Here is a 21,296-nt window from a genome sequence, read left to right on the forward strand (position 1 = left end):
GGGCGGCACCCGTCACGGGTGCCGCCCTCTTCTGTTTGCTGCCCGTTCGTCAGTCCGTGTCGAGACTGCGCAGGACGAGTCCCGTGGCCGGCTTGGGGCCGAACGAGGTCGACTTGCGGGGCATGGTGACACCCTGTCTGGCCAGGTCCCGGACGACGTCCTCGCGGACCGGGTGCATCAGCACCGCCGTGGCATTGTGCCGCTCGGCCTGCTCGACGGCCGCCGCGGTGTCGTGGATGTACGCGATGTGCTCCGGGGCGTCGGGAATCCTCCAGACGTGGTCCAGGAGTGTGGAGTGCAGCACGGTCGCATCCAGTGCGCGCCAGGCCGCCGGCCGGTCGGCACGAACCGTGCGGGCGAGGAGATCTCCGTCCGGCCGGTCGACGAGGTGGAAACGGCCGTCGCCCGCGAGCAGAAAGGCGTTGCCCTCCGCGGCGGCCCCGGTGAGTGCGTCGAGAGCCCGGGGGAGCGGCCCCTCGATCTCCCTGACCCGGAAGCTGCTGCCCAGTGCCTCGATGGCCTCGGCGACCGGAAGGCGGTGCAGCAGCCGGTGGATGGCACGTACCTGCAGGGGATAGCGGGCCGTGTCGACGAGGAGGACCAGGCCGAAGTCCCAGGGGCCCGGCGCGGGCTGTTCCTTCTGGAGCCCGAGATAGGTGGCCCAGCGATGGTGGCCGTCGGCGATCAGCGCCTGGCGGCGGGAGAGGTCGGCCTGGATCTCCGCGTGCTCGCCAGGATCGGTGACGGCCCAGAGACGGTGGCTGAAGCCGTCCTCCGTCGTGGTGGTGAGCAGCGGGAGGCGCTCCACCACACGTTCGATGACGGCGTTCGCTCCCGCTCGTGCGCCGTCGCTGACGTAGCTGAGCAGCAGAGGTTCGAGATGGGCCGCCGCGGTGCGCATCAGGTCGGCGCGGTCCTCCACGACATCGGCCATGACGTCTTCGTGCGGGAGCACGATGCCCTCGCCGGCGGGGGAGAGCGCCAGGGCCCCGATCACGCCCCGCTGCAGGACCTCGCCGCTTCGCTGCTCGTAGACGTAGAGCGCAGGGACCGGGTCCGGGGCCAGAACGCCCTCGGCGAGCCAGCGCTTCAGGGTCTCGGCTGCCTGCTGATGGCGCGCAGCGGCGGTGCCGGCCTGCGGAAGGATCAGCCGCACGATGTTGTGCGGGTCCGCGGACTCCAGGTGGTGCAGCCCGTCGGGCCTGACCACGACGTCGTACGGCGGTGAGGTCACCGCTGCAAGGCTGCCGACCCGCTCGGGGACGTACCGCAGCCCGCGGAAGGGGATCAGCCGCAGTCCCTGCCCGGCGGGCCCTGATGTGTTCATTTGTGCATCGTATGTGCGCTCCCTATATGCGCGATGATCGGGGCAGAGGCATGGAAAGAGGAGCACAGACATATGAGTCAGCAGTACAGGTCCCGGCCGCTCGGGAGCAGCGCGGCGCTGAGCGAGGCGTACGACACGGCTCTGCTCGATCTCGACGGGGTGGTGTACGCCGGCGGGCATGCGATCGTCCACGCCGTCGAATCGCTGGGCACCGCGCGTGAGGGCGGGATGCGGCTGGCGTACGTCACGAACAACGCCCTGCGCACACCCGACGCGGTGGCGGAGCATCTGACGGAGCTCGGGGTGCCGGCGGAGCCCGGCGACGTGATCACGTCGGCGCAGGCGGTGGCCCGGCTGATGGCCGATCAACTGCCGTCCGGGGCCAGGGTGCTCGTGGTCGGCGGGGAAGGGCTGCGCGTCGCGCTGCGCGAGCGGGGACTGGTGCCGGTGGAGTCGGCGGACGACGAGCCGGTCGCCGTGGCGCAGGGGTACGGCGGGCCTGACCTGGCGTGGGGACGGTTCGCCGAGGCGGCGTACGCGATCGCGCGCGGGGCCGTGTGGTTCGCGTCCAACACGGACCTGACGATTCCCGGCGCCCGTGGCATAGCGCCGGGCAACGGCGCGGCGGTGGAGGTCGTACGGATCGCCACCGGTGCCGAGCCGCAGGTCGCCGGCAAGCCGTTGCCCCCGATGCACCGGGAGACCGTCCTGCGGACCGGTGCCCAGAGGCCGCTGGTCGTCGGGGACCGGCTGGACACGGACATCGAGGGCGCGTTCAACGGAGGTGTCGACTCGCTGCTGGTGCTCACCGGGGTGACCGACGCGGCGCAGCTGCTGGCCGCCGAGCCGAAGTACCGGCCGACCTATGTGGACCGGGACCTTCGGGGGCTGCTCACCGGCCAGCCCGAGGTGGCGGAGGAGGGCGGCCGGATCCGCTGCGGTGGCTGGACGGCCGACGCGCAGGGGGACGCCCTGGTGCTGGAGGGCGACGGGGATCCGCTGGACGGACTGCGGGCCCTGTGCGGCGCGGCGTGGACGCATGCCGGTGAAGGGTCCTGCGGACTCGACGCGGAGAAGGCGGTGGCCAGGCTCGGACTGTAGGCGCCCGGGCCAAGGCGGCTGCCGAACCGGCCAGGTGAGACGCCTGGAGGGTAGGCTAACCTAACCCGGTGTTGGTTGAGAGTCCCTCCGAATCGAGCGTCGGCCCCGCGGCCACGCCGGAAACGCCCGCGCGCCCGGCGCGTCATGCGGTGCGTGCCGCAGGTCTGCTGGCAGCCGTGGGTGTTCTGGTCCTGGTCTGTCTCGCGAGTGTCGCGATCGGGGCCAAGGCGCTGCCCCTGTCCGAGGTCTGGCACGGCCTGTTCCACTACTCGGGGACCAACGGCGACGTCCTCGTACGGGACGTGCGCGTCCCGCGGACCGTGCTCGGGCTGATCGTCGGGGCGGCACTCGGCCTCTCCGGCGCGGTGATGCAGGCCCTGACCCGTAACCCGCTCGCCGAGCCCGGCCTGCTGGGTGTCAACGCGGGCGCGGCCGCGGCGGTCGTCTCCGCGATCAGCTTCTTCGGCGTCACCTCGCTGACCGGATACGTCTGGTTCGCGTTCGGCGGCGCCGCGATCGTGTCCGTGGCCGTGTATCTGCTCGGCGGCAGCCGGTCGGCGAACCCGGTGCGGCTCGCGCTCGCCGGTACGGCGGTCACCGCGGCGCTGTTCGGCTACGTCAACGCCGTACAGCTGCTGGACGCGGCGGCGCTGGACCGGCTCCGGTTCTGGACCGTCGGATCGCTGGCCTCCGCCAACATGGAGACCGTCGGCAAGGTGTGGCCGTTCATCGCGCTCGGCGTGCTGCTCGCGCTCCTCATCGCCCGGCCGCTGAACGCGCTGGAGATGGGCGACGACACGGCCAGGGCGCTCGGCGCCCATCTGACCCGGACCCGCGTCCTCGCGATGGCGGCCGTGACCCTGCTCTGCGGGGCGGCCACCGCCGCCTGCGGGCCGATCGTCTTCATCGGGCTGATGATCCCGCACCTCGTCCGCACCATCACGGGGCCCGACATGCGGTGGATCCTGCCGTACGCGGCCGTGCTGTCGCCGGTGCTGCTGCTCGGCGCCGATGTGGTCGGCCGGGTCATGGCACGCCCCTCCGAACTGCAGGTCGGCATCGTCACCGCGCTGCTGGGCGGACCCGTCTTCATCCATCTCGTACGACGCAAGAGGATGGCCCAGCTGTGAAGGCCCCGCAGGACACCGCGAAGTCGGTCCGCGCCGTACGGACCGTCGGCGGCTTCTCCTTCCGGGTGGACGTCCGGGCGCTCGTCGTGATCGTGCTGCTCGCCCTGGTGGCGGCAGCGGCGGCCGTGGTGCTCACCGGCAGCGGCGACTACTCCATGACGCCGGGCGAGGTCCTCACCACGCTGTTCGGCAACGGGACCTTCCAGCAGGAGTTCATCGTCACGGACCTGCGCCTGCCGAGAGTCCTGGTCGGACTCCTGGTCGGTGCCGCACTCGGCGTCGGCGGCGCCGTCTTCCAGAGCGTCTCCCGCAACCCGCTGGGCAGCCCCGACGTGCTCGGCTTCGGCCAGGGCTCCGCGGTCGGCGCCCTCACCGTGATCGTGCTCTTCCACGGCGGGCCGACCGAGGTCGCCGCGGGGGCGGTCGCCGGAGGTGTGCTCACCGGTGTCGCCGTCTATCTGCTGGCCTGGAAACGGGGCGTGCACGGCTACCGGCTCGTCCTCGTCGGAATCGGCGCAGCCGCGATGCTCACCGCGGGCATCCACTACCTGATCACCAAGGCCAACCTCGTCGACGCCACCCGCGCCGTCGTCTGGATGACCGGCTCACTGGACGGCCGGGACTGGGCGCAGGTCTGGCCGCTGCTGGCGGTCTGCGGTGTCCTCGTCCCCCTGGTCCTGGGCCACGGACGCGCCCTGCGCATGCTGGAGATGGGCGACGACGCCGCACACGCCCTGGGTGTACGGGTGGAGCGCACCCGGCTCGTCCTGCTGGGCTGCGCCGTGATCCTCGTCGCCGTCGCCACGGCCGCGGCGGGCCCCATCGTCTTCGTCTCGCTGAGCGCCCCGCAGGTCGCCCGCAGGCTCACCCGCTCGCCCGGCCCCAACCTGGCCGCCGCGGCCTGCACGGGCGCGGCCCTGCTGCTCGTCGCCGACTGGACGGCGATGAACGCCTTCGGGGACCGTCAGCTTCCGGTGGGTGTGGTCACCGGAGTGCTGGGCGGCTGCTACCTGCTGTGGCTGCTGGTGTCCGAGCGCAAGGCGGGACGCATATGAAGCCCGGTACACCGGTGACGGCACCGGACACCTCGCAGAAGAACCCCATCAACTCCGGGAGTACGACCATGCAGCGCCTCACCGCAGACTCGGTGACCCTCGGCTACGACCAGCGTGTCATCGCCGAGAACCTCTCGGTCGAGATCCCCGACAACTCCTTCACGGTGATCGTCGGCCCCAACGCCTGCGGCAAGTCGACCCTGCTGCGCGCGCTGTCCCGGATGCTGAGGCCGAGCCGGGGCGAGGTCCTGCTGGACGGACAGGCCATCCACCGGATGCCCGCGAAGAAGGTCGCCAGGACCCTGGGCCTGCTGCCCCAGTCCTCCATAGCCCCCGACGGCATCACGGTCGCCGACCTCGTCTCGCGCGGCCGGTACCCGCACCAGGGGCTGCTGCGCCAGTGGTCTCCCGAGGACGAACGGATCGTCGTGGAGTCCATGGCGTCCACCGGGGTGGGCGAACTCGCCGACCGCTATGTCGACGAACTCTCCGGCGGCCAGCGCCAGCGCGTCTGGATCGCCATGGCGCTCGCCCAGCAGACCCCGCTGCTCCTGCTCGACGAGCCGACGACGTACCTCGACATCCAGCACCAGATCGACGTACTCGACCTGTGCGCCGAACTCCACGAGACACAGGGCCGCACGCTGGTGGCCGTCCTGCACGATCTCAACCACGCCGCCCGGTACGCCACCCACCTCATCGCCATGCGCCGGGGCGAGATCATCGCCGAGGGCGTCCCCGGGGACGTGGTCACGGCGGAGCTGGTGGAAGAGGTCTTCGGGCTGCCCTGCCAGGTCATCGACGACCCGGAGACGGGAACACCGCTCGTGGTCCCGGCCGCCCGCCGGAAGCGGGCCGGCGCCAAGGCCTGACGGGCACGTCCTACAACAGGGACTTGAGCTTCAGCAGATCACGGAAGCCCGCCTCCAGCCGGACCCGGCCCGAGCCCCAGGCCTTCGCGAAATTCAGCTCCCCGTTCACCATGGCCACCAGATCGTCCCCGGTCATCGCGAGCCGGATCTCGGCCTTCTCGCGGGGCGGGCCCTCGACCGTGTCGAGTACCCGGATCCGGCCCCCCGCCAGCCGCCCGACGAACGTGACGTCGAGATCCTTGATGTGGCAGCTCAGCGAGCGGTCGAGAGCAGCAGCGCTGCGTACGTCGCCGTCGGCCCCTGCCAGGTTGCCGGAAAGTGTGTCGAGTGCGCTGCGGCACTCCGCCATGGTCGCCATCGTCACCGACGGTACCCCAGCCGTTCGGGGTAGCGTTTCGGGCATGAGCGACTGGATGCCGGAGCCGGGGACGGCGCAGGAGGGCGACGCGGAGCACGGGGCCGCAGCACAGCCCGAGGTGCCGCCCGCACCCTCCTTCGAGCCCGCCCCGCCCGCCCCCCTCGGTGTCGTACGCACCGCCACCGGGCATCCCGGGGTCGATGCGCAGCTGGAGCGACTGGCCGATGCGGACCACCTTCCGGCGGACGGGCACACCGCGGTGTACGAGGATGTACACCGTGGGCTGCGCGACGCGCTGACCGAGCTGGACGCCAGACCCGCACCCGCACCCCCGTACAACAACAGGAGCTGAACAAGAAGTGGCAGGAGTGGCACGTCGCCGCCTCGACGCCGAGCTGGTACGCCGCAAGCTCGCCCGCTCGCGCGAACACGCGAGCCAGCTGATCGCGGCGGGGCGGGTGACCGTCGGCGGCAACACCGCGACCAAGCCCGCCACCCAGGTCGAGACGAGCGCCGCCGTCGTCGTCGTGAAGGACGACAACGACCCCGAGTACGTCTCGCGCGGCGGGCACAAACTCGCGGGCGCGCTCGCCGCCTTCGTCCCCCTCGGGCTGAAGGTCGAGGGACGACGGGCACTGGACGCCGGCGCGTCCACGGGCGGCTTCACCGATGTGCTGCTGCGTGCCGGAGTCGGGCACGTCCTCGCGGTCGACGTCGGCTACGGGCAGCTCGCGTGGTCCCTGCAGTCCGATGAACGCGTCATCGTCAAGGACCGTACCAATGTGCGGGAGCTGACGCTGGAGCAGCTCGACGGGAAGGCGGTGGACCTGGTGGTGGGCGATCTGTCGTTCATTCCGCTCGGCCTCGTGCTGCCCGCCCTGGCGCGCTGCGCGGCACCCGACGCGGACCTGGTCCTCATGGTCAAGCCGCAGTTCGAGGTGGGCAAGGAGCGCCTCGGAAGCGGCGGTGTGGTCCGCAGCCCCGAGCTGCGGGCCGAAGCGGTACGGGAGGTGGCGCGCCGCGCCGGCCTCCTGGGCCTCGGTGTCCGGGGCGTCACGGCGAGCCCGCTGCCCGGGCCGTCAGGAAATGTCGAGTACTTTCTGTGGCTGCGGGCCGGAGCTCCTGAACTGGATCCCGCGGATGTCGACCGTGCAGTGGCGGAGGGGCCTCGTTGACGACGCATGCGGCACAACCCGAGAACGCGGCACGAACTGTTTTCCTGCTGGCTCACACCGGCCGCCCGGCGGCGATCCGCAGCGCCGAGCTCGTCGTCCAGGGCCTGCTGCGCAACGGCCTCGGCGTCCGGGTCCTGGCGGTCGAGGCGGCGGACCTGCCGCTTCCGCCGTCCGTGGTGACGGTCACGGACGCCACGCCCGCGGCCGTGGACGGCTGTGAACTGCTGATCGTGCTCGGCGGGGACGGGACGCTGCTGCGCGGCGCCGAGATCTCCCGGGCATCCGGCGTGCCCATGCTGGGCGTCAACCTCGGGCGCGTCGGATTCCTCGCAGAGGCCGAGCGGGACGACCTCGACAAGGTCGTCGACCGGGTCGTCACACGGGCGTACCAGGTCGAGGAGCGCATGACGCTCGACGTCGTCGTCCACAGCAACGGCGACATCGTGCACACCGACTGGGCGCTCAACGAGGCGGCCGTGCAGAAGGTCTCGCCCGAGCGGATGCTGGAGGTCGTGCTCGAGATCGACGGCCGGCCGGTGACCGGCTTCGGCTGCGACGGGATCGTCTGCGCCACGCCGACCGGCTCGACCGCCTACGCCTTCTCGGCCGGCGGCCCCGTCGTCTGGCCCGAGGTCGAGGCCCTGCTGATGGTGCCGATCAGTGCCCACGCGCTGTTCGCCAAGCCTCTGGTGACCTCACCCGACTCGGTACTCGCGGTCGAGGTGCAGCCCCACACCCCGCACGGGGTGCTGTGGTGCGACGGCCGCAGGACCGTCGAGCTGCCCGCGGGGGCCCGGGTCGAGGTGCGGCGCGGTGCCGTTCCCGTACGGCTGGCACGGCTGCACCAGGCCTCGTTCACGGACCGCCTGGTCGCCAAGTTCGCGCTCCCGGTGCAGGGCTGGCGCGGCGCGCCGCACTGAGCGGGAAGCGGTCCCGGGGCCCGGGAGAGTGAACCGGTACCCGGGGCCCTTGGCGCACCGGGGTCCGGACCTCGTAAGGTCATGTCCGTGTTGGAGGAGATGCGGATACGGTCGCTCGGAGTCATCGACGACGCGGTGGTCGAGCTGTCACCCGGTTTCACCGCGGTGACGGGCGAGACCGGCGCGGGCAAGACCATGGTCGTCACCAGCCTGGGGCTATTGCTCGGCGGGCGTGCCGACCCTGCCCTGGTACGGATCGGGGCCAAGGCCGCGGTCGTCGAGGGGCGGATCACGGTGTCCGAGGGCGACGCGGCAGCGCTGCGCGCACAGGAGGCCGGGGCCGAGATCGAGGACGGTGCGCTGCTCATCAGCCGTACCGTTTCGGCGGAGGGGCGCTCCCGCGCCCACCTCGGGGGCAGATCCGTGCCCGTGGGGGTCCTCGCCGAACTCGCCGACGAACTCGTGGCGGTACACGGCCAGACCGACCAGCAGGGGCTGCTCAAGCCCGCGCGGCAGCGGCAGGCCCTCGACCGGTACGCGGGTGACGGCGTCGACGGCCCGCACACCAAGTACGCGGCGGCCTACCGGCGGCTGCGCGCGGTCGTCGTGGAGCTCGACGAGATCACCACGCGGACCAGGGAGCGGGCCCAGGAAGCGGATCTGCTGCGTTTCGGCCTCAATGAGATCGCCGCGGTCGAGCCCCTGCCCGGGGAGGACACCGAACTGGCCGCGGAGGCCGAGCGGCTCGGTCACGCCGAGGCACTCGCCTCCGCGGCGGCCCTCGCGCACGGGGCGCTCGCGGGCGACCCGGAGGACCAGGAGGGCGTGGACGCCACGACCGTCGTCGCGGCGGCGGGCCGGTCCCTGGACGCCGTGCGGGCCCACGACCCGGCGCTGGCCGCGCTCGCCGACCGCATCGGTGAGATCTCCATCCTGCTCGCCGACGTGTCCGGCGAACTCGCCGGGTACGCCGACCAGCTGGACGCCGACCCGCGGCGGCTCGCCGCCGTCGAGGATCGGCGCTCGGCGCTGACCGCGCTGACCCGCAAGTACGGTCAGGACGTCTCCGCCGTGCTCGCCTGGGCCGAGGAAGGTGCGGCCCGCCTGACGGAGCTCGAGGGCGACGACGACCGCATCGGTGAGCTGACGGCCGAGCGCGACGCGCTGCGCAGCGAGCTCTCCGGGCTCGGGCAGGCGCTGACCGACGCGCGTACGGAAGCGGCGGCACGTTTCGCCGGGGCGGTGACGGAGGAACTGGCGTCGCTCGCGATGCCGCACGCCCGGGTCTCCTTCGCCATCCGGCAGACGGAGGCGGCGGACGAGGCGTCCGGCATCGACATCGGCGGGCGGAGCGTGCTCTACGGGCCCTCCGGCGCCGACGAGGTCGAACTCCTGCTGGCACCGCACCCCGGGGCCCAGCCCCGGCCGATCGCCAAGGGGGCGTCGGGCGGTGAGCTGTCCCGGGTGATGCTCGCCGTCGAGGTGGTCTTCGCGGGTTCCGACCCCGTACCGACGTACCTCTTCGACGAGGTCGACGCGGGTGTCGGCGGCAAGGCGGCCGTCGAGGTGGGCCGGCGGCTGGCCAAGCTGGCCAGGTCCGCGCAGGTCGTGGTCGTGACGCACCTGCCCCAGGTGGCGGCCTTCGCCGACCGGCAGCTGCTGGTGGAGAAGACCGTGGACGGCTCGGTGACGAGCAGTGGTGTCACGGTGCTGGAGGGCGAGGACCGGGTGCGCGAACTCTCCCGGATGCTGGCCGGCCAGGAGGACTCGGAGACGGCCCGGGCCCATGCCGAGGAGCTGCTGGCAGCGGCACGGGCGGACGGATAGTAGATTCCGATGTCAATTCCGGGCCGCTGATCTCACTCGTACGGGTGGGGCGGCCCGGCTGCCTGTCGCCGCAAGGACGGGAACAACGTTTCGTCAGTCCCGGAACGTGCGTACGGACTGGCATCCTTGGTCTGTACATTCCGCCGACTCCGGAGCTCCGGGAGCCATTCGACGTGTCACAGCTGCGTACGGTCCAAGTCCTGGGCGGTGGTGCCGGAAGCAGCGCTCATGTCGTCTCGCTCGCCGCAGGTCTGGTCGCCAGAGGGGTGCAGGTCACGGTCTGCGCCCCCGCCGGAGCGGACCGCGGCCTCGACCTCCCCGCGACGGGAGCCCGCTTCGTCGCCGTACCCCGGCGCAGCGACCCCGCGGCCGTCGCCGCCCTGCGCGCCGCCTGCGCCGATGCCGACGTCGTCCACGCGCACGGTCTGCACGCCGCCGTCCGGACCGGGATCGCCCTCAGCGGCCGCAGTACTCCGCTGGTCATGACCTGGCGCGCCCGCGCCCGCACCGAAGGCGCTCGCCGCCGGCTGCTGCACCTGCTGGAGCGAAGGGCCGCCCGGGCGGCGGCCATCGTGCTGGGTACGTCATCGGAACTGGTCGACCGGGCCCGCCGCCGGGGGGCCCGGGACGCACGCCTCGCACCGGCCGCGATCCCGGCCGGCCCCTCTCCCGCCACCGGCCACGACGGCAAGGCACGCGTCGAACTGGGCGCGGTGGGAAGGCCGTTGCTGGTGTCGGTCGGCAGCCTCCTGCCGCACCACGGCTTCGGCACGCTCCTGGACGCCGCACGCGTCTGGCGTGAACTGGACCCCGTACCCCTGCTGGTGATCGTGGGGGAGGGGCCGGAGCGGGCGGCCCTGCAGCGCAGGATCACCGACGAACAGCTGCCCGTCCTGCTGGCCGGCAGCCGCGACGACACCGTCGAGATCCTCGCCGCCGCGGACCTCGCCGTGCTGACCTGCGGCGGGGAGGCGCCCCCGCCGACGGCGGCGCACGAGGCGCTGCGGCTGGGAGTTCCCCTCGTGGCGGCCATGACCGGCGGGCCCGCCGAACTCGCGGGCGACGCGGCCGAACTGGTACCCCCGGGGGACGCGGAGGCGCTCGCGCGCAGCGTCGTACAGCTCCTCGGCGACCGGGAACGGCGCGAGCGGCTCGCCGCGGCGGGGCTCGTACAGGCCGCGGGGTGGCCGACCGAGGACGACACGATCGCCCATGTGCTGTCCGTCTACGACGAGTTGGCGCAGCCGCTGGCCACGGTCCGCAGGTGACGTGACGAGCGGCCGGGGCTCAAGGCGTGTGGCGGCGGGCCCGCAGGGCCAGACTCAGGGCCAGGACGGTCTGAGGGTCGTCCAGATCGGCGCCGAGCAGCTCGCCGATGCGGGCCAGCCGGTTGTAGAGCGTCTGGCGGTTCAGATGCAGCTCGCGTGCCGCCTCCGCCTTGCGGCCCGCATGGTCGATGTAGGCCTCGAGCGTGGGCAGCAGCGGGGGACGGGAGGTCCGGTCGTGCTCACGCAGCGGCCCGATCGTCCGGTCCACGAAGGACGCCAGGTCCGGGTGCTCCCGCAACCGCCAGAGCAGCAGATCGATGTCGAGGCGCTGCGCGTCGTACCAGGGAAGCTCGCCGAGCCCCTGGGCGGCCGTCGCCGCCTCCGCCGCGTGCCGCAGCCCGGCACCGGCCGCCGCCCAGCTGCCTGCCGCCCCGACCACCACGACCGGCGCACGGTCCCCGGCCCGTTCGAGCCCCGCCCGCTCGACGCCCGCCCGCAGCGCCGCCGCCACCCGGTCCGCGACCGCCGCGCGCCCCGTCTCCGGACGCAGCGCCAGCAGCAGCGGGATCCTGCCCTCCACGGGCCGCACCCCGAGCAGTACGGGTACGCCCACCGCCGACAGTTCCTCCAGCACCGCCCGTGCCAGCAGAGCCCAGTTGCCCGACGGCGACAGCTCGGGGGCGATCCGCATCACCACCGGCAGCAGGGGGTCCCCGCCCGGCTTGAACCCCAGCACCTTGGCCTGCGCGGGCGCGTCCTCGGGCGAGATCCTGCCCTCGGCGAGATCCGTGAGGAAGTCACCGCGCCCCCGGGCCGCCAGCTCCTCGTCCTGACGCGCCTGCATCAGGACGACGGCGATGATGCCCGCGGCCCGCTCCGCCGCCATCCGGTGCACCGCCACCAGCGGTCCCGAGACGGCGAGCAGCACCAGCCGGGCCCGTACGGAACCGGTCCCGGAACCGCCGCCGGGCACCTCCACGAGGAGCGCCCCGGCCGGCGGTGTCTCGCGGGCCGCACGGCCGCCGCGCAGTCCTTCCCAGACCTGCAGCGGATCGGCTCCCACCGTCCCGGTCCCCGTGCCCGCCGCGTACAGCAGCCGGCCGTCCGGGGTCTCGAGGAAGACGGGGTTGGCGGTGAAGTCCGCCAGGATGCCCAGTACCTGCGGCACCCCACCGCCGCCGAGCACCGCCTGCGTGCAGCGCCGGTGCACCTCCTCGGCCCGCTGGAGCAGCGCGTAGTGACCGTTGACGATCTCGGTGTGGATCTCCTCGGTCACCGAAACGAAAGGAACCTCACGGTGCAGCTGTACGAGCGGCAGCCCCGCCGTCCGTGCCGTGTCCACGATCGCCGCGGGCAGTCGGCTGAAACGGGGTCCGAGCTCCACCACCAGGGCGGCGATGCCCCGGTCGGCGAGCCGCCGCACGAAGGCACGCTGTTCGGCTGGCCGGGAGCCCAGCACGAGCCCCGTGGTGAGCAGCAGCTCGCCGCCCTTGAGGAGGGAGGCGATGTTCGGCACCTCACCCGTGTGCACCCAGCGCACCGTACGGTCCAGCCGGTCCGCCCCGGCCAGCACCTCCGGGACTCCGCCGCGCAGCCCCGGCAGCTCCAGCGCCCGCCGCACGGTGATTCCGCCCTGTGTCTCCACTGACTCCGACCTTCGTGCTTCCTGCTCGCGTGCGACGGGGCAACTGCCCCGGTCAGGAAGTTACCGGGCCCGGCGGGGTACGTCACACCGCGGCCGCGGCGGGATGGATGTTGTGGTTCAGGTGGAAGACGTTGCCGGGGTCGTACTGCGCCTTGACGGCGGCCAGCCGGGCGTAGTTCTCCTCGCCCACTCCGGCGACGACGCGGTCCTGCCCCTCGCGCCCGATGAAGTTGAGGTAGACCGCGCCGCTCGCCCAGGGGCGGACGCCTGCGCGCACCTCACGCACCCACTGCTTGCCCCGCTCGTCGTCGGCCGCGCTCTCCCAGACCCCGAACGGGTGCACGGCCCACGGGGAGGAGCGCCACGGGACCGGGTAGTCGGCGGGCCCCCGCGCCACAGCGCCGCCCATGGGGAACAGCACATGCTGCGAACCGGAAGGAACGGGCATCGTGCCCGCCGTGGAGCAGAAGACGGACACGGCTTCGTCGGGGAAGCCGTCCAGGTACTCGGCGGACCAGTAGTTCCGCATCCCGGGCGGATCGTCCAGCATGCACTGGAGTTCCGCGTAGGGGAGTTCGGCCACGAGCTCCGCCTCATGGCCGAGCCCGAGCAGCGGGGCTGCCGCCTCGCGAAGCTCCGCCTCCGTACCGGCATAGGTGAACACGACCGCGCAGACGAGCGTGCCCACCAGCTGTTCGGGCACGAACTCCTCGGGCGGGGCCGTGAGATACAGACAGCCGCCGCCCGCGTCGTCCGGGGCGGACTCCATCAGATCCCGGTACGCACGGACGGCCTCGGGACCGTCCTCGGGCCGGAAGAGGATCAACGCCATGCTCATCGCGGGCAGGTCGTGCAGCCGCAGGGTGAGCGATGTGACCACACCGAAGTTTCCGCCGCCGCCGTGCAGCGCCCAGAACAGCTCCGGATTCTCGTCGGGCGTGGCGCGGACGCTGCCCCCGTCCGCGGTGACCAGATCGGCGGCCAGCAGATTGTCGCAAGCCAGTCCGAACTTGCGTTCCAGCCAGCCGGATCCGCCGCTCAGTGTGAAGCCCCCGACCCCCGTGGTGGAGACCCGGCCGCCGGTGGTCGCCAGGGAGTACGGCTGGGCCGCACGGTCCAGATCGCTCATGGTGGCCCCGCCGCCGACGCGGGCCGAACGGGCCTCCCGGTCGACATCCACGCTGTGCATACGGCGCAGATCCACCACCAGGCCGCCATCGCTCAGAGACATCCCCGCGACGCTGTGACCGCCTCCGCGTACGGCGACCTCCAGGCCGTGCTCGCGCGCGAAACGCAGCGCCCGTGCCACATCGGCCTCGTCCGCACACTGGGCCACCACCGACGGCCTGCGGTCGATCATGCTGTTGAAGACGGCGCGGGCCTCGTCGTAACCCGGATCCCCGGGTACGTGGACCGCGCCGGTGAGATCGTTGCGCAGGCTGCTCAGAGCGGCGTCCGGCAAGGTGCTGCGGGGCGTCATGATGCCCCCTTCGCAGGGAGTGACAGGACCCTTCCATCGTAGGCCCGGCCCCGGAGATCGGCCGTTCCACCGGGTCCTGTCACACCGCCCGCGCACACCTGCGGGCGCGCCCCTCAGCCGACGTACGCCCCGCTGGCCGTCAGCCGCAGCGCCGTGTCGATCAGCGGCACATGGCTGAACGCCTGCGGGAAGTTCCCCACCTGGCGCTGCAGCCGCGCGTCCCACTCCTCGGCCAGCAGCCCCAGGTCGTTGCGCAGGGACAGCAGCCTCTCGAAGAGCTGGCGGGCCTCGTCGACCCGGCCGATCATCGCGAGGTCGTCCGCCAGCCAGAACGAGCAGGCCAGGAACGCGCCCTCGTCGCCCTCCAGGCCGTCGACGCCCGCGTTCTCACCGGCGGTGGGGTAGCGCAGGACGAAGCCGTCCTCCGTGGACAGCTCCCGCTGGATCGCCTCGATCGTGCCGATGACCCGCTTGTCGTCGGGCGGCAGGAAGCCCATCTGCGGAATCAGCAGCAGGGACGCGTCCAGTTCCTTCGACCCGTAGGACTGGGTGAAGGTGTTGCGTTCCTTGTCGTAGCCCCGTTCGCAGACATCGCGGTGGATGTCCTCGCGCAGCTGGAGCCACCGCTCCAGCGGCCCGTCCGTGTCCCCGGACTCGATCAGCTTGATGGTGCGGTCGACCGCGACCCAGGCCATCACCTTGGAGTGCACGAAGTGCCGGCGGGGGCCGCGCACCTCCCAGATGCCCTCGTCGGGCTCCTCCCAGTGCTTCTCCAGATAGCTGATCAGCTTGAGCTGGAGTCCCATCGCGTAGTCGTTGCGGGTCAGGCCCGTCATGTGCGCCAGGTGCAGCGCCTCGGTGACCTCTCCGTACACATCGAGCTGGAGCTGGTTCGCCGCACCGTTTCCGACCCGGACCGGCCCGGAGTTCTCGTAGCCGGGCAGCCAGTCCAGCTCCGCCTCGCCGAGCTCCCGCTCACCCGCGATGCCGTACATGATCTGCAGGTTCTCCGGGTCGCCCGCGACGGCCCGCAGCAGCCACTCGCGCCAGGCGCGGGCCTCCTCGCGGTAGCCGGTGCGCAGCAGCGAGGACAGCGTGATCGCCGCGTCCCGCAGCCAGGTGTAGCGGTAGTCCCAGTTCCGAACGCCCCCGATCTCCTCGGGCAGGGAGGTGGTCGGAGCCGCCACGATGCCGCCGGTGGGCGCGTACGTGAGGGCCTTCAGGGTGATCAGCGAGCGGACCACGGCCTCCCGGTAGGGCCCGTGGTACGTGCACTGGTCGACCCATTCGCGCCAGAAGTTCTCGGTCGCCTCGAGGGAACCCTCGGGGTCCGGCAGGCTGGGCGGCTCGTGGTGCGAGGGCTGCCAGCTGATCGTGAACGCGATCCGGTCGCCGGGGGCGACGGTGAAATCGGAGTACGTCGTCAGGTTCTGGCCGTACGTCTCCGCCTGCGTGTCCAGCCAGACCGAGTCGGGGCCCGCCACGGCGACCGTGCGGCCGTCGACCTTGTGCACCCAGGGGGTGACCCGCCCGTAGCTGAAACGCATCCGCAGTTCCGAGCGCATCTGCACCCGGCCGCTGACGCCTTCCACGATCCGGATGAGCTGGGGGGCGCCGTCACGCGGCGGCATGAAATCGGTCACGCGAACCGTGCCGCGCGGGGTGTCCCACTCCGATTCCAGGACGAGCGAGTCCCCGCGATATCGGCGGCGGTCCGCGGCGAGGGGCTGTGCCCCTTCCGCGCGTGCGGGTCCCAGACGCCAGAAGCCGTGCTCCTCGGTACCGAGGAGCCCGGCGAAAACGGCGTGCGAGTCGAAGCGGGGGAGGCACAGCCAGTCTGCTGTGCCGTCCCGGCAGACCAGGGCAGCGGTCTGCATGTCTCCGATGAGTGCGTAATCCTCGATGCGCCCGGCCACGTGCGTCTCCAGTCGAACGGCCAATTCGCCCCGTGGGGCGCTTACTGCTGGTCAAGGGGTCGTTGTAATAGAACCGACGAGCTCTTGCACGGGTGAGCGGGCTGGGGTGGAGCCGCTGGCCGGCCAACTCGGCAGCGAGTGGTCCGAGCAGGATACGACGCACCAGGAAGATCCGCGCGACGCTGTCCATAAGTTCTCGGCGGCCCGTTTGTGGCGAACGGGTGGGACGTGAAGTGCGTGCGGTGATTCTGTGACTCCCGTGTGAGAGGTGTGGCCGGAAGCAGCCTCCTCTCGTCGCTGTTACCCTGGTAGCCCGTGGACCGGTGGTCGTCCCGACAGTGGACGAGGCCCCCGAACCGCAGCGACGGCGCCTCCGGAATTCTCCGGACGGCACGCCGGTACGCACCTCACGATCGCGACCACGGGAGCCCCCTTTGGCTATGCAGCCCACATCCACGACGACCAAGCACATCTTCGTCACCGGGGGTGTCGCCTCCTCCCTCGGCAAGGGTCTGACTGCCTCCAGCCTGGGTGCCCTGCTCAAGGCACGTGGCCTGCGGGTCACCATGCAGAAGCTCGACCCCTACCTCAACGTCGACCCCGGCACGATGAACCCCTTCCAGCACGGTGAGGTGTTCGTCACCAACGACGGCGCCGAGACCGACCTGGACATCGGCCACTACGAGCGCTTCCTCGACGTCGACCTCGACGGATCGGCCAACGTCACCACCGGCCAGGTCTACTCGCAGGTCATCGCCAAGGAGCGGCGCGGCGAGTACCTCGGCGACACCGTCCAGGTCATCCCGCACATCACCAACGAGATCAAGCACCGCATCCGCCGCATGGCCACCGCGGACGTCGACGTCGTCATCACCGAGGTCGGCGGCACGGTCGGCGACATCGAGTCGCTGCCGTTCCTGGAGACCGTCCGCCAGGTCCGCCACGAGGTCGGCCGCGACAACGTCTTCGTCGTGCACATCTCGCTGCTGCCCTACATCGGCCCGTCCGGTGAGCTCAAGACCAAGCCGACCCAGCACTCGGTTGCCGCCCTGCGCAACATCGGTATCCAGCCGGATGCCATCGTGCTGCGCGCCGACCGCGACGTACCGCTCTCCATCAAGCGCAAGATCTCGCTGATGTGCGACGTCGACGAGGCCGCCGTGGTGGCCTGTCCGGACGCCAAGTCGATCTACGACATCCCGAAGGTGCTGCACACCGAGGGCCTGGACGCCTACGTCGTGCGCAAGCTCGACCTGCCGTTCCGCGACGTCGACTGGACCACGTGGGGCGATCTGCTGGACCGCGTCCACAACCCCGACCACGAGGTCACCGTCGCCCTGGTCGGCAAGTACATCGACCTGCCCGACGCCTACCTCTCGGTCACCGAGGCCATCCGGGCCGGCGGCTTCGCCAACAAGGCCCGCGTCAAGGTCAAGTGGGTCGCCTCCGACGACTGCAAGACACCGGCCGGCGCGCAGAAGCAGCTCGGCGACGTCGACGCCATCTGCATCCCCGGCGGCTTCGGCGAGCGCGGTGTGGTCGGCAAGGTCGGCGCCATCCAGTACGCCCGCGAGAACAAGGTGCCGCTGCTGGGCCTCTGCCTCGGCCTCCAGTGCATCGTGATCGAGGCCGCGCGCAACCTCGCCGGAATCCCCGACGCCAACTCCACCGAGTTCGACGCCGCCACGAGCCACCCCGTCATCTCGACGATGGAGGAGCAGCTCGCCTACGTCGAGGGCGCGGGCGACCTCGGCGGCACCATGCGGCTCGGCCTGTACCCGGCGAAGCTCGCCGAGGGTTCCGTCGTCCGTGAGGCGTACGACGGCGAGCCGTACGTGGAGGAGCGCCACCGCCACCGCTACGAGGTCAACAACGCCTACCGCACGGAGCTCGAGAAGAAGGCCGGCCTGGTCTTCTCCGGCACCTCCCCGGACAACAAGCTCGTCGAGTACGTCGAGTACCCGCGCGAGGCGCACCCCTACCTGGTCGCCACCCAGGCGCACCCGGAGCTGCGTTCCCGCCCGACGCGCCCGCACCCGCTCTTCGCCGGTCTGGTGAAGGCGGCCGTGGAACGCCAGGCCGCAGCGCGGGGGACCGGCGCCAAGGGCTGAGGCGATACGGTTGACCGGGGTACGGATCCTTCGTGGATGCGTGCCCCGGTTTCTGTTTTTCGTGGGAGGACGTACATGGGTTTCCAGGACACGCCCGAGGAGTGGCAGGTCACCGCGACGGTGACCCCCTTCACCGGTAACAAGACCAGCGTCCGCACCGACGACGTGGTGATGCCCGACGGCACCGTCGCGCGCCGCGACTATCAGGTCCACCCCGGATCCGTCGCCGTGCTCGCACTCGACGAGACCGGCCGTGTCCTGATCCTGCGGCAGTACCGGCACCCGGTGCGCCACAAGCTGTGGGAGATCCCGGCGGGGCTCCTCGACATCCCCGGCGAGAACCCGCTGCACGCCGCGCAGCGGGAGCTGTACGAGGAGGCGCACGTCAAGGCCGAGGACTGGCGGGTGCTGACCGACGTCTACACCACGCCCGGCGGCTGCGACGAGGCCGTACGCATCTTCCTCGCCCGGAACCTCTCCGAGGCGGAGGGCGAGCGTTTCGAGGTCTCCGAGGAGGAGGCCGACATGGAGCAGGCCCGGGTGCCGCTGCAGGAGCTCGTGCAGGGGGTGCTCGCGGGGGACCTGCACAACAACTGCCTCGTGGTGGGCGTCCTCTCGCTCACCGCGGTGCTCGCGGGCGACGGGGTGGACTCGCTGCGCCCGGCGGAGGCGCCGTGGCCCGCCCGGCCGTTCGAGGTCTGAACCGTCCGTGCCAGGTCCGACCGCAGGCCTCGGAGGGCCTGAGCCGGCTTCGGAAGGTCTGAGCCGGCCGCGGAAGGTCCGAAGGTCTGAGCCGGCCTCAGGGATCTGAGGCCGGCCGGTCCGGGCCCGGCGGGCCCGGGGCCGGCGATCCGCCGTCGAGGTCCGAATCAGCATCCGATCGTAAGAAACGCTGATCCGATCGGGGGACGTGTCCGCCGCGCTCGGCCGTGATCGTCCACACCACTGAACTACGCTCAAAAGGCCCCGACCGGAGTTCCGGCGGGCAACCGCGTGCAGTGAAGTGGAGCGTGGCTCGTGACCGATCAGGCGGTGGACACCAGCGGTCCGGCCGGTGCGGCGGGAACGGCGCGGGCCGAGCAGCCGTCCGATGCCACCCCACCCCAATTCTTCGGCCGTGAACGTGAGTTGAAAGCCCTTCAGGCGGACATCGAGCGAGCGGGACTGGACACCCTGGCCGGCCGGAAGGCCGCACGCGCCAGGGTCCTGCTGATCGCCGGACGGCCCGGATCCGGACGCACCGCCCTCGCCGCCGAGCTCGCCCGCAGGCTCGCGGAACCCGGCGACTACCCGGACGGGGTGTTCCGGGTCCCGCTCACCGATCCCGGAGGCGAACGCGTCCCCGTCGAGCGCACCGCACGCGACCTTCTGGACCTGCTCGCCATTGCCGCCCCGCCCGGCGCGGACGAGGACGAACTCTCCGAGATGGTCCGCGAGGCGTTCGCCGTACGCCGCGCCCTGATCGTGCTCGACGACGCCGTGGACGCCGAACAGGTCGACCCGCTGCTGCCGGACAACCCGGACTGCCTGGTCGTCGCCACCTCCACCGGCCCGCTCACCGGAATCCCGGGCGTCCGGCCGTGCACCATCGGGGGCATGGACGCCGGCTCCGCCGTCCAGCTGCTCGCCCGCACCATCGGCCAGGTCCGCATCACCGTCGATCCGCGCACCGCCGAGACCCTGACGGAGGAGTGCGCGGGACAGCCCGCGGCCCTGACGCTGGTCGCCGGCTGGCTCGCGGCCCGCCCGGGCGCGTCGGTCGCCGACGTCACCAAGCAGCTTCACGACCTGCCGGGCGACGCCGAACAGCCCACCGGCGCCCGCCCGCTGGCCCGTGTCTTCCGGCTGGTCCACGAGTCGCTGCCGCAGGCCGCCGCCCGGATACTGCGACTGCTCGCGCTCGCCCCCGCCGGACTGGCCGACGCCCACACCGCCTCCGCACTGGCAGGGTGTTCCGTCTCGGCCGCCCAGACCACCCTGGACGACTTCGTCAGGCTCGGCCTCCTGCGGACGAACGGAGCGGTCCTGCCCCAGTACGAGGTCCCCGGCTGCCTCGCACCGCTGCTGCGCGCCCTGTTGGAGGACCGGGACCGGCCTGCCGAGATCCAGCTGGCACGGGCCAGGATGCTGGAGCGGACCGTACGTCAGCTCCAGTCCTGCCGGGCCGTCACCGATCCGGAGGGTTCTCCGGCCCGCCGCAAGCTCGCCGGGCTGCCCCGCTCGCTGCGCTTCCCCAACCCGGAGGCCGCCGCCGAGTGGCTGCGGATCCGCCGGCCCGCCCTGCTGGCCTCCGCCAGGATCGCGGTCGAGGACGGGGAGCTGGACACCCTCGCCCGCCGGCTGGTCGCCGCACTCGTCCGGGCGCTCGCCGTGCACCGGGGCACCGAGGACGCCGCGCCCGATCTGTACGGGCTGCACGGCCTGGTCCTGGACGTGGCCGAGCGCCGCGACCTTCCCCGGGAGAAGGCCGCGGCCCTGCTCAACCTCGCCGACCTGGACGCCGGAACCGGCCGTACCCGGGCGGCCCTGACCCGTTACCGGGCGGCGCTGGACGCCGGACGTGCGGCGAACGACCTGTACGCGACCGGCCGCGCCATGGAATCCGTGGGCGGCGCCTACGCGGAGCTCGGGGACTTCAACCGCGCCTCCGACTGGTACGGCCGGGCCCTCGCGCAGCGGCTCACCCAGGGCGAGCCGGCCGACGAGGCGCGGCTGTACGGGCGGCTCGGGGCCGTCCACACGTACGCCGGGCGCTACGGCGAGGCCCTGCGCAACTGGCGGGCCGCGGCGGCGGGCCACCGCAGGCTCGGTGACCTGCCCGCCCAGGCGCGGGCGCTCAGTGAGGCCGCGCGGGTCCAGGAGTACGCGGGAAGGCCGCAGGAGTCCCTGCACACCTGCCACGAGGCGGTCGACCTGGCGCGACGGGCGGGTGACGTACGGCTGCAGGCGGCCCTCCAGCTCAGGCTGGCCGACACGCTGGACCGGCTCGGTGACCCCGCAGCGGCCAGGCTGCACCGGGGTGCAGCCGACAGATTACTGGCGGAGGAAGGGCCAGCCTACGAAATCCGTAGTGCTTCGACGGAAACTTAATGCTTTGTAAGGCTGGACAGC

General features: G+C 72.1%; 17 protein-coding genes. 12 read left to right on the forward strand and 5 right to left on the reverse strand.

All coding sequences use genetic code 11. The features are described 5' to 3' along the window. Nucleotides 1-49: 49 nt before the first annotated feature. A complete protein-coding gene (locus tag ACFQ6X_RS31245; protein ID WP_383186414.1) occupies nt 50-1,327 on the reverse strand; it encodes a DUF1015 family protein in 1,278 nt (425 codons plus the stop codon). Nucleotides 1,328-1,399: 72 nt separating this feature from the next. Here ACFQ6X_RS31245 and ACFQ6X_RS31250 point away from each other — a divergent pair, with 72 nt between their 5' ends. The 4 genes from ACFQ6X_RS31250 to ACFQ6X_RS31265 all read left to right on the forward strand — a co-directional run bounded on the left by ACFQ6X_RS31250 (nt 1,400) and on the right by ACFQ6X_RS31265 (nt 5,485). After that, nucleotides 1,400-2,428 carry an HAD hydrolase-like protein gene (locus tag ACFQ6X_RS31250; protein WP_383186416.1) on the forward strand — a complete coding sequence of 343 codons (1,029 nt, stop codon included), beginning with the start codon at nt 1,400-1,402 and terminating at the stop codon, nt 2,426-2,428. A gap of 68 nt (nt 2,429-2,496) precedes the next feature. Next, the gene (locus ACFQ6X_RS31255) at nt 2,497-3,558 is read left to right on the forward strand and encodes a FecCD family ABC transporter permease (RefSeq protein WP_383186417.1); all 1,062 of its coding nucleotides are present in this window, start codon (nt 2,497-2,499) and stop codon (nt 3,556-3,558) included. After that, on the forward strand, nt 3,555-4,613 hold the full coding sequence (locus ACFQ6X_RS31260; protein WP_383186419.1) for a FecCD family ABC transporter permease: 1,059 nt from the start codon (nt 3,555-3,557) through the stop codon (nt 4,611-4,613). The genes ACFQ6X_RS31255 and ACFQ6X_RS31260 overlap by 4 nt, the downstream gene beginning before the upstream one ends. 68 nt (nt 4,614-4,681) lie before the next feature. Then, nucleotides 4,682-5,485, forward strand: a complete 804-nt coding sequence (locus ACFQ6X_RS31265) for an ABC transporter ATP-binding protein (RefSeq protein WP_383186512.1) — start codon at nt 4,682-4,684, stop codon at nt 5,483-5,485. Between the two features lie 10 nt (nt 5,486-5,495). Here the strand turns inward: ACFQ6X_RS31265 and ACFQ6X_RS31270 are convergent, their stop codons facing one another. Next, on the reverse strand, nt 5,496-5,843 hold the full coding sequence (locus tag ACFQ6X_RS31270; protein ID WP_329212556.1) for an SCP2 sterol-binding domain-containing protein: 348 nt from the start codon (nt 5,841-5,843) through the stop codon (nt 5,496-5,498). Nucleotides 5,844-5,886: 43 nt separating this feature from the next. On the opposite strand from ACFQ6X_RS31270, the gene ACFQ6X_RS31275 reads away from it, so the two are divergent. The 5 genes from ACFQ6X_RS31275 to ACFQ6X_RS31295 all read left to right on the forward strand — a co-directional run bounded on the left by ACFQ6X_RS31275 (nt 5,887) and on the right by ACFQ6X_RS31295 (nt 11,033). Next, nucleotides 5,887-6,195 carry a hypothetical protein gene (locus ACFQ6X_RS31275; protein ID WP_383186421.1) on the forward strand — a complete coding sequence of 103 codons (309 nt, stop codon included), beginning with the start codon at nt 5,887-5,889 and terminating at the stop codon, nt 6,193-6,195. Between the two features lie 7 nt (nt 6,196-6,202). Beyond that, complete coding sequence (locus ACFQ6X_RS31280) at nt 6,203-7,018, forward strand: TlyA family RNA methyltransferase (protein ID WP_383186423.1); 816 nt, start codon at nt 6,203-6,205, stop codon at nt 7,016-7,018. Then, nucleotides 7,015-7,938, forward strand: a complete 924-nt coding sequence (locus tag ACFQ6X_RS31285) for an NAD kinase (protein ID WP_329212562.1) — start codon at nt 7,015-7,017, stop codon at nt 7,936-7,938. The genes ACFQ6X_RS31280 and ACFQ6X_RS31285 overlap by 4 nt, the downstream gene beginning before the upstream one ends. Nucleotides 7,939-8,019: 81 nt before the next feature. Then, a complete protein-coding gene (gene recN, locus ACFQ6X_RS31290; protein WP_383186425.1) occupies nt 8,020-9,765 on the forward strand; it encodes a DNA repair protein RecN in 1,746 nt (581 codons plus the stop codon). A 173-nt stretch (nt 9,766-9,938) separates the two neighbouring features. Then, nucleotides 9,939-11,033, forward strand: coding sequence for a glycosyltransferase family 4 protein (locus tag ACFQ6X_RS31295; protein ID WP_383186427.1), 1,095 nt, complete (start codon nt 9,939-9,941; stop codon nt 11,031-11,033). A gap of 19 nt (nt 11,034-11,052) precedes the next feature. Here the strand turns inward: ACFQ6X_RS31295 and ACFQ6X_RS31300 are convergent, their stop codons facing one another. The 3 genes from ACFQ6X_RS31300 to ACFQ6X_RS31310 all read right to left on the reverse strand — a co-directional run bounded on the left by ACFQ6X_RS31300 (nt 11,053) and on the right by ACFQ6X_RS31310 (nt 16,074). Further along, nucleotides 11,053-12,678: a PucR family transcriptional regulator gene (locus ACFQ6X_RS31300; protein WP_383186429.1), complete on the reverse strand. Its 1,626-nt coding sequence runs from the start codon at nt 12,676-12,678 to the stop codon at nt 11,053-11,055. Nucleotides 12,679-12,760: 82 nt separating this feature from the next. Beyond that, the gene (locus tag ACFQ6X_RS31305) at nt 12,761-14,158 is read right to left on the reverse strand and encodes an FAD-binding oxidoreductase (RefSeq protein ID WP_383186431.1); all 1,398 of its coding nucleotides are present in this window, start codon (nt 14,156-14,158) and stop codon (nt 12,761-12,763) included. A 113-nt stretch (nt 14,159-14,271) separates the two neighbouring features. Then, a complete protein-coding gene (locus ACFQ6X_RS31310) occupies nt 14,272-16,074 on the reverse strand; it encodes a glycoside hydrolase family 15 protein (RefSeq protein ID WP_383186433.1) in 1,803 nt (600 codons plus the stop codon). A gap of 440 nt (nt 16,075-16,514) precedes the next feature. Here ACFQ6X_RS31310 and ACFQ6X_RS31315 point away from each other — a divergent pair, with 440 nt between their 5' ends. The 3 genes from ACFQ6X_RS31315 to ACFQ6X_RS31325 all read left to right on the forward strand — a co-directional run bounded on the left by ACFQ6X_RS31315 (nt 16,515) and on the right by ACFQ6X_RS31325 (nt 21,275). Further along, complete coding sequence (locus tag ACFQ6X_RS31315; protein ID WP_383186435.1) at nt 16,515-18,185, forward strand: CTP synthase; 1,671 nt, start codon at nt 16,515-16,517, stop codon at nt 18,183-18,185. 75 nt (nt 18,186-18,260) lie between these two features. Then, on the forward strand, nt 18,261-18,887 hold the full coding sequence (locus ACFQ6X_RS31320; protein WP_383186437.1) for an NUDIX domain-containing protein: 627 nt from the start codon (nt 18,261-18,263) through the stop codon (nt 18,885-18,887). Between the two features lie 315 nt (nt 18,888-19,202). Then, entirely contained in the window at nt 19,203-21,275 is a 2,073-nt protein-coding gene (locus ACFQ6X_RS31325) for a tetratricopeptide repeat protein (protein ID WP_383186439.1), read from the forward strand. Nucleotides 21,276-21,296 lie beyond the last annotated feature (21 nt).

Source organism: Streptomyces sp. NPDC056452 (assembly GCF_042796085.1).
Lineage (GTDB): Bacteria > Actinomycetota > Actinomycetes > Streptomycetales > Streptomycetaceae > Streptomyces.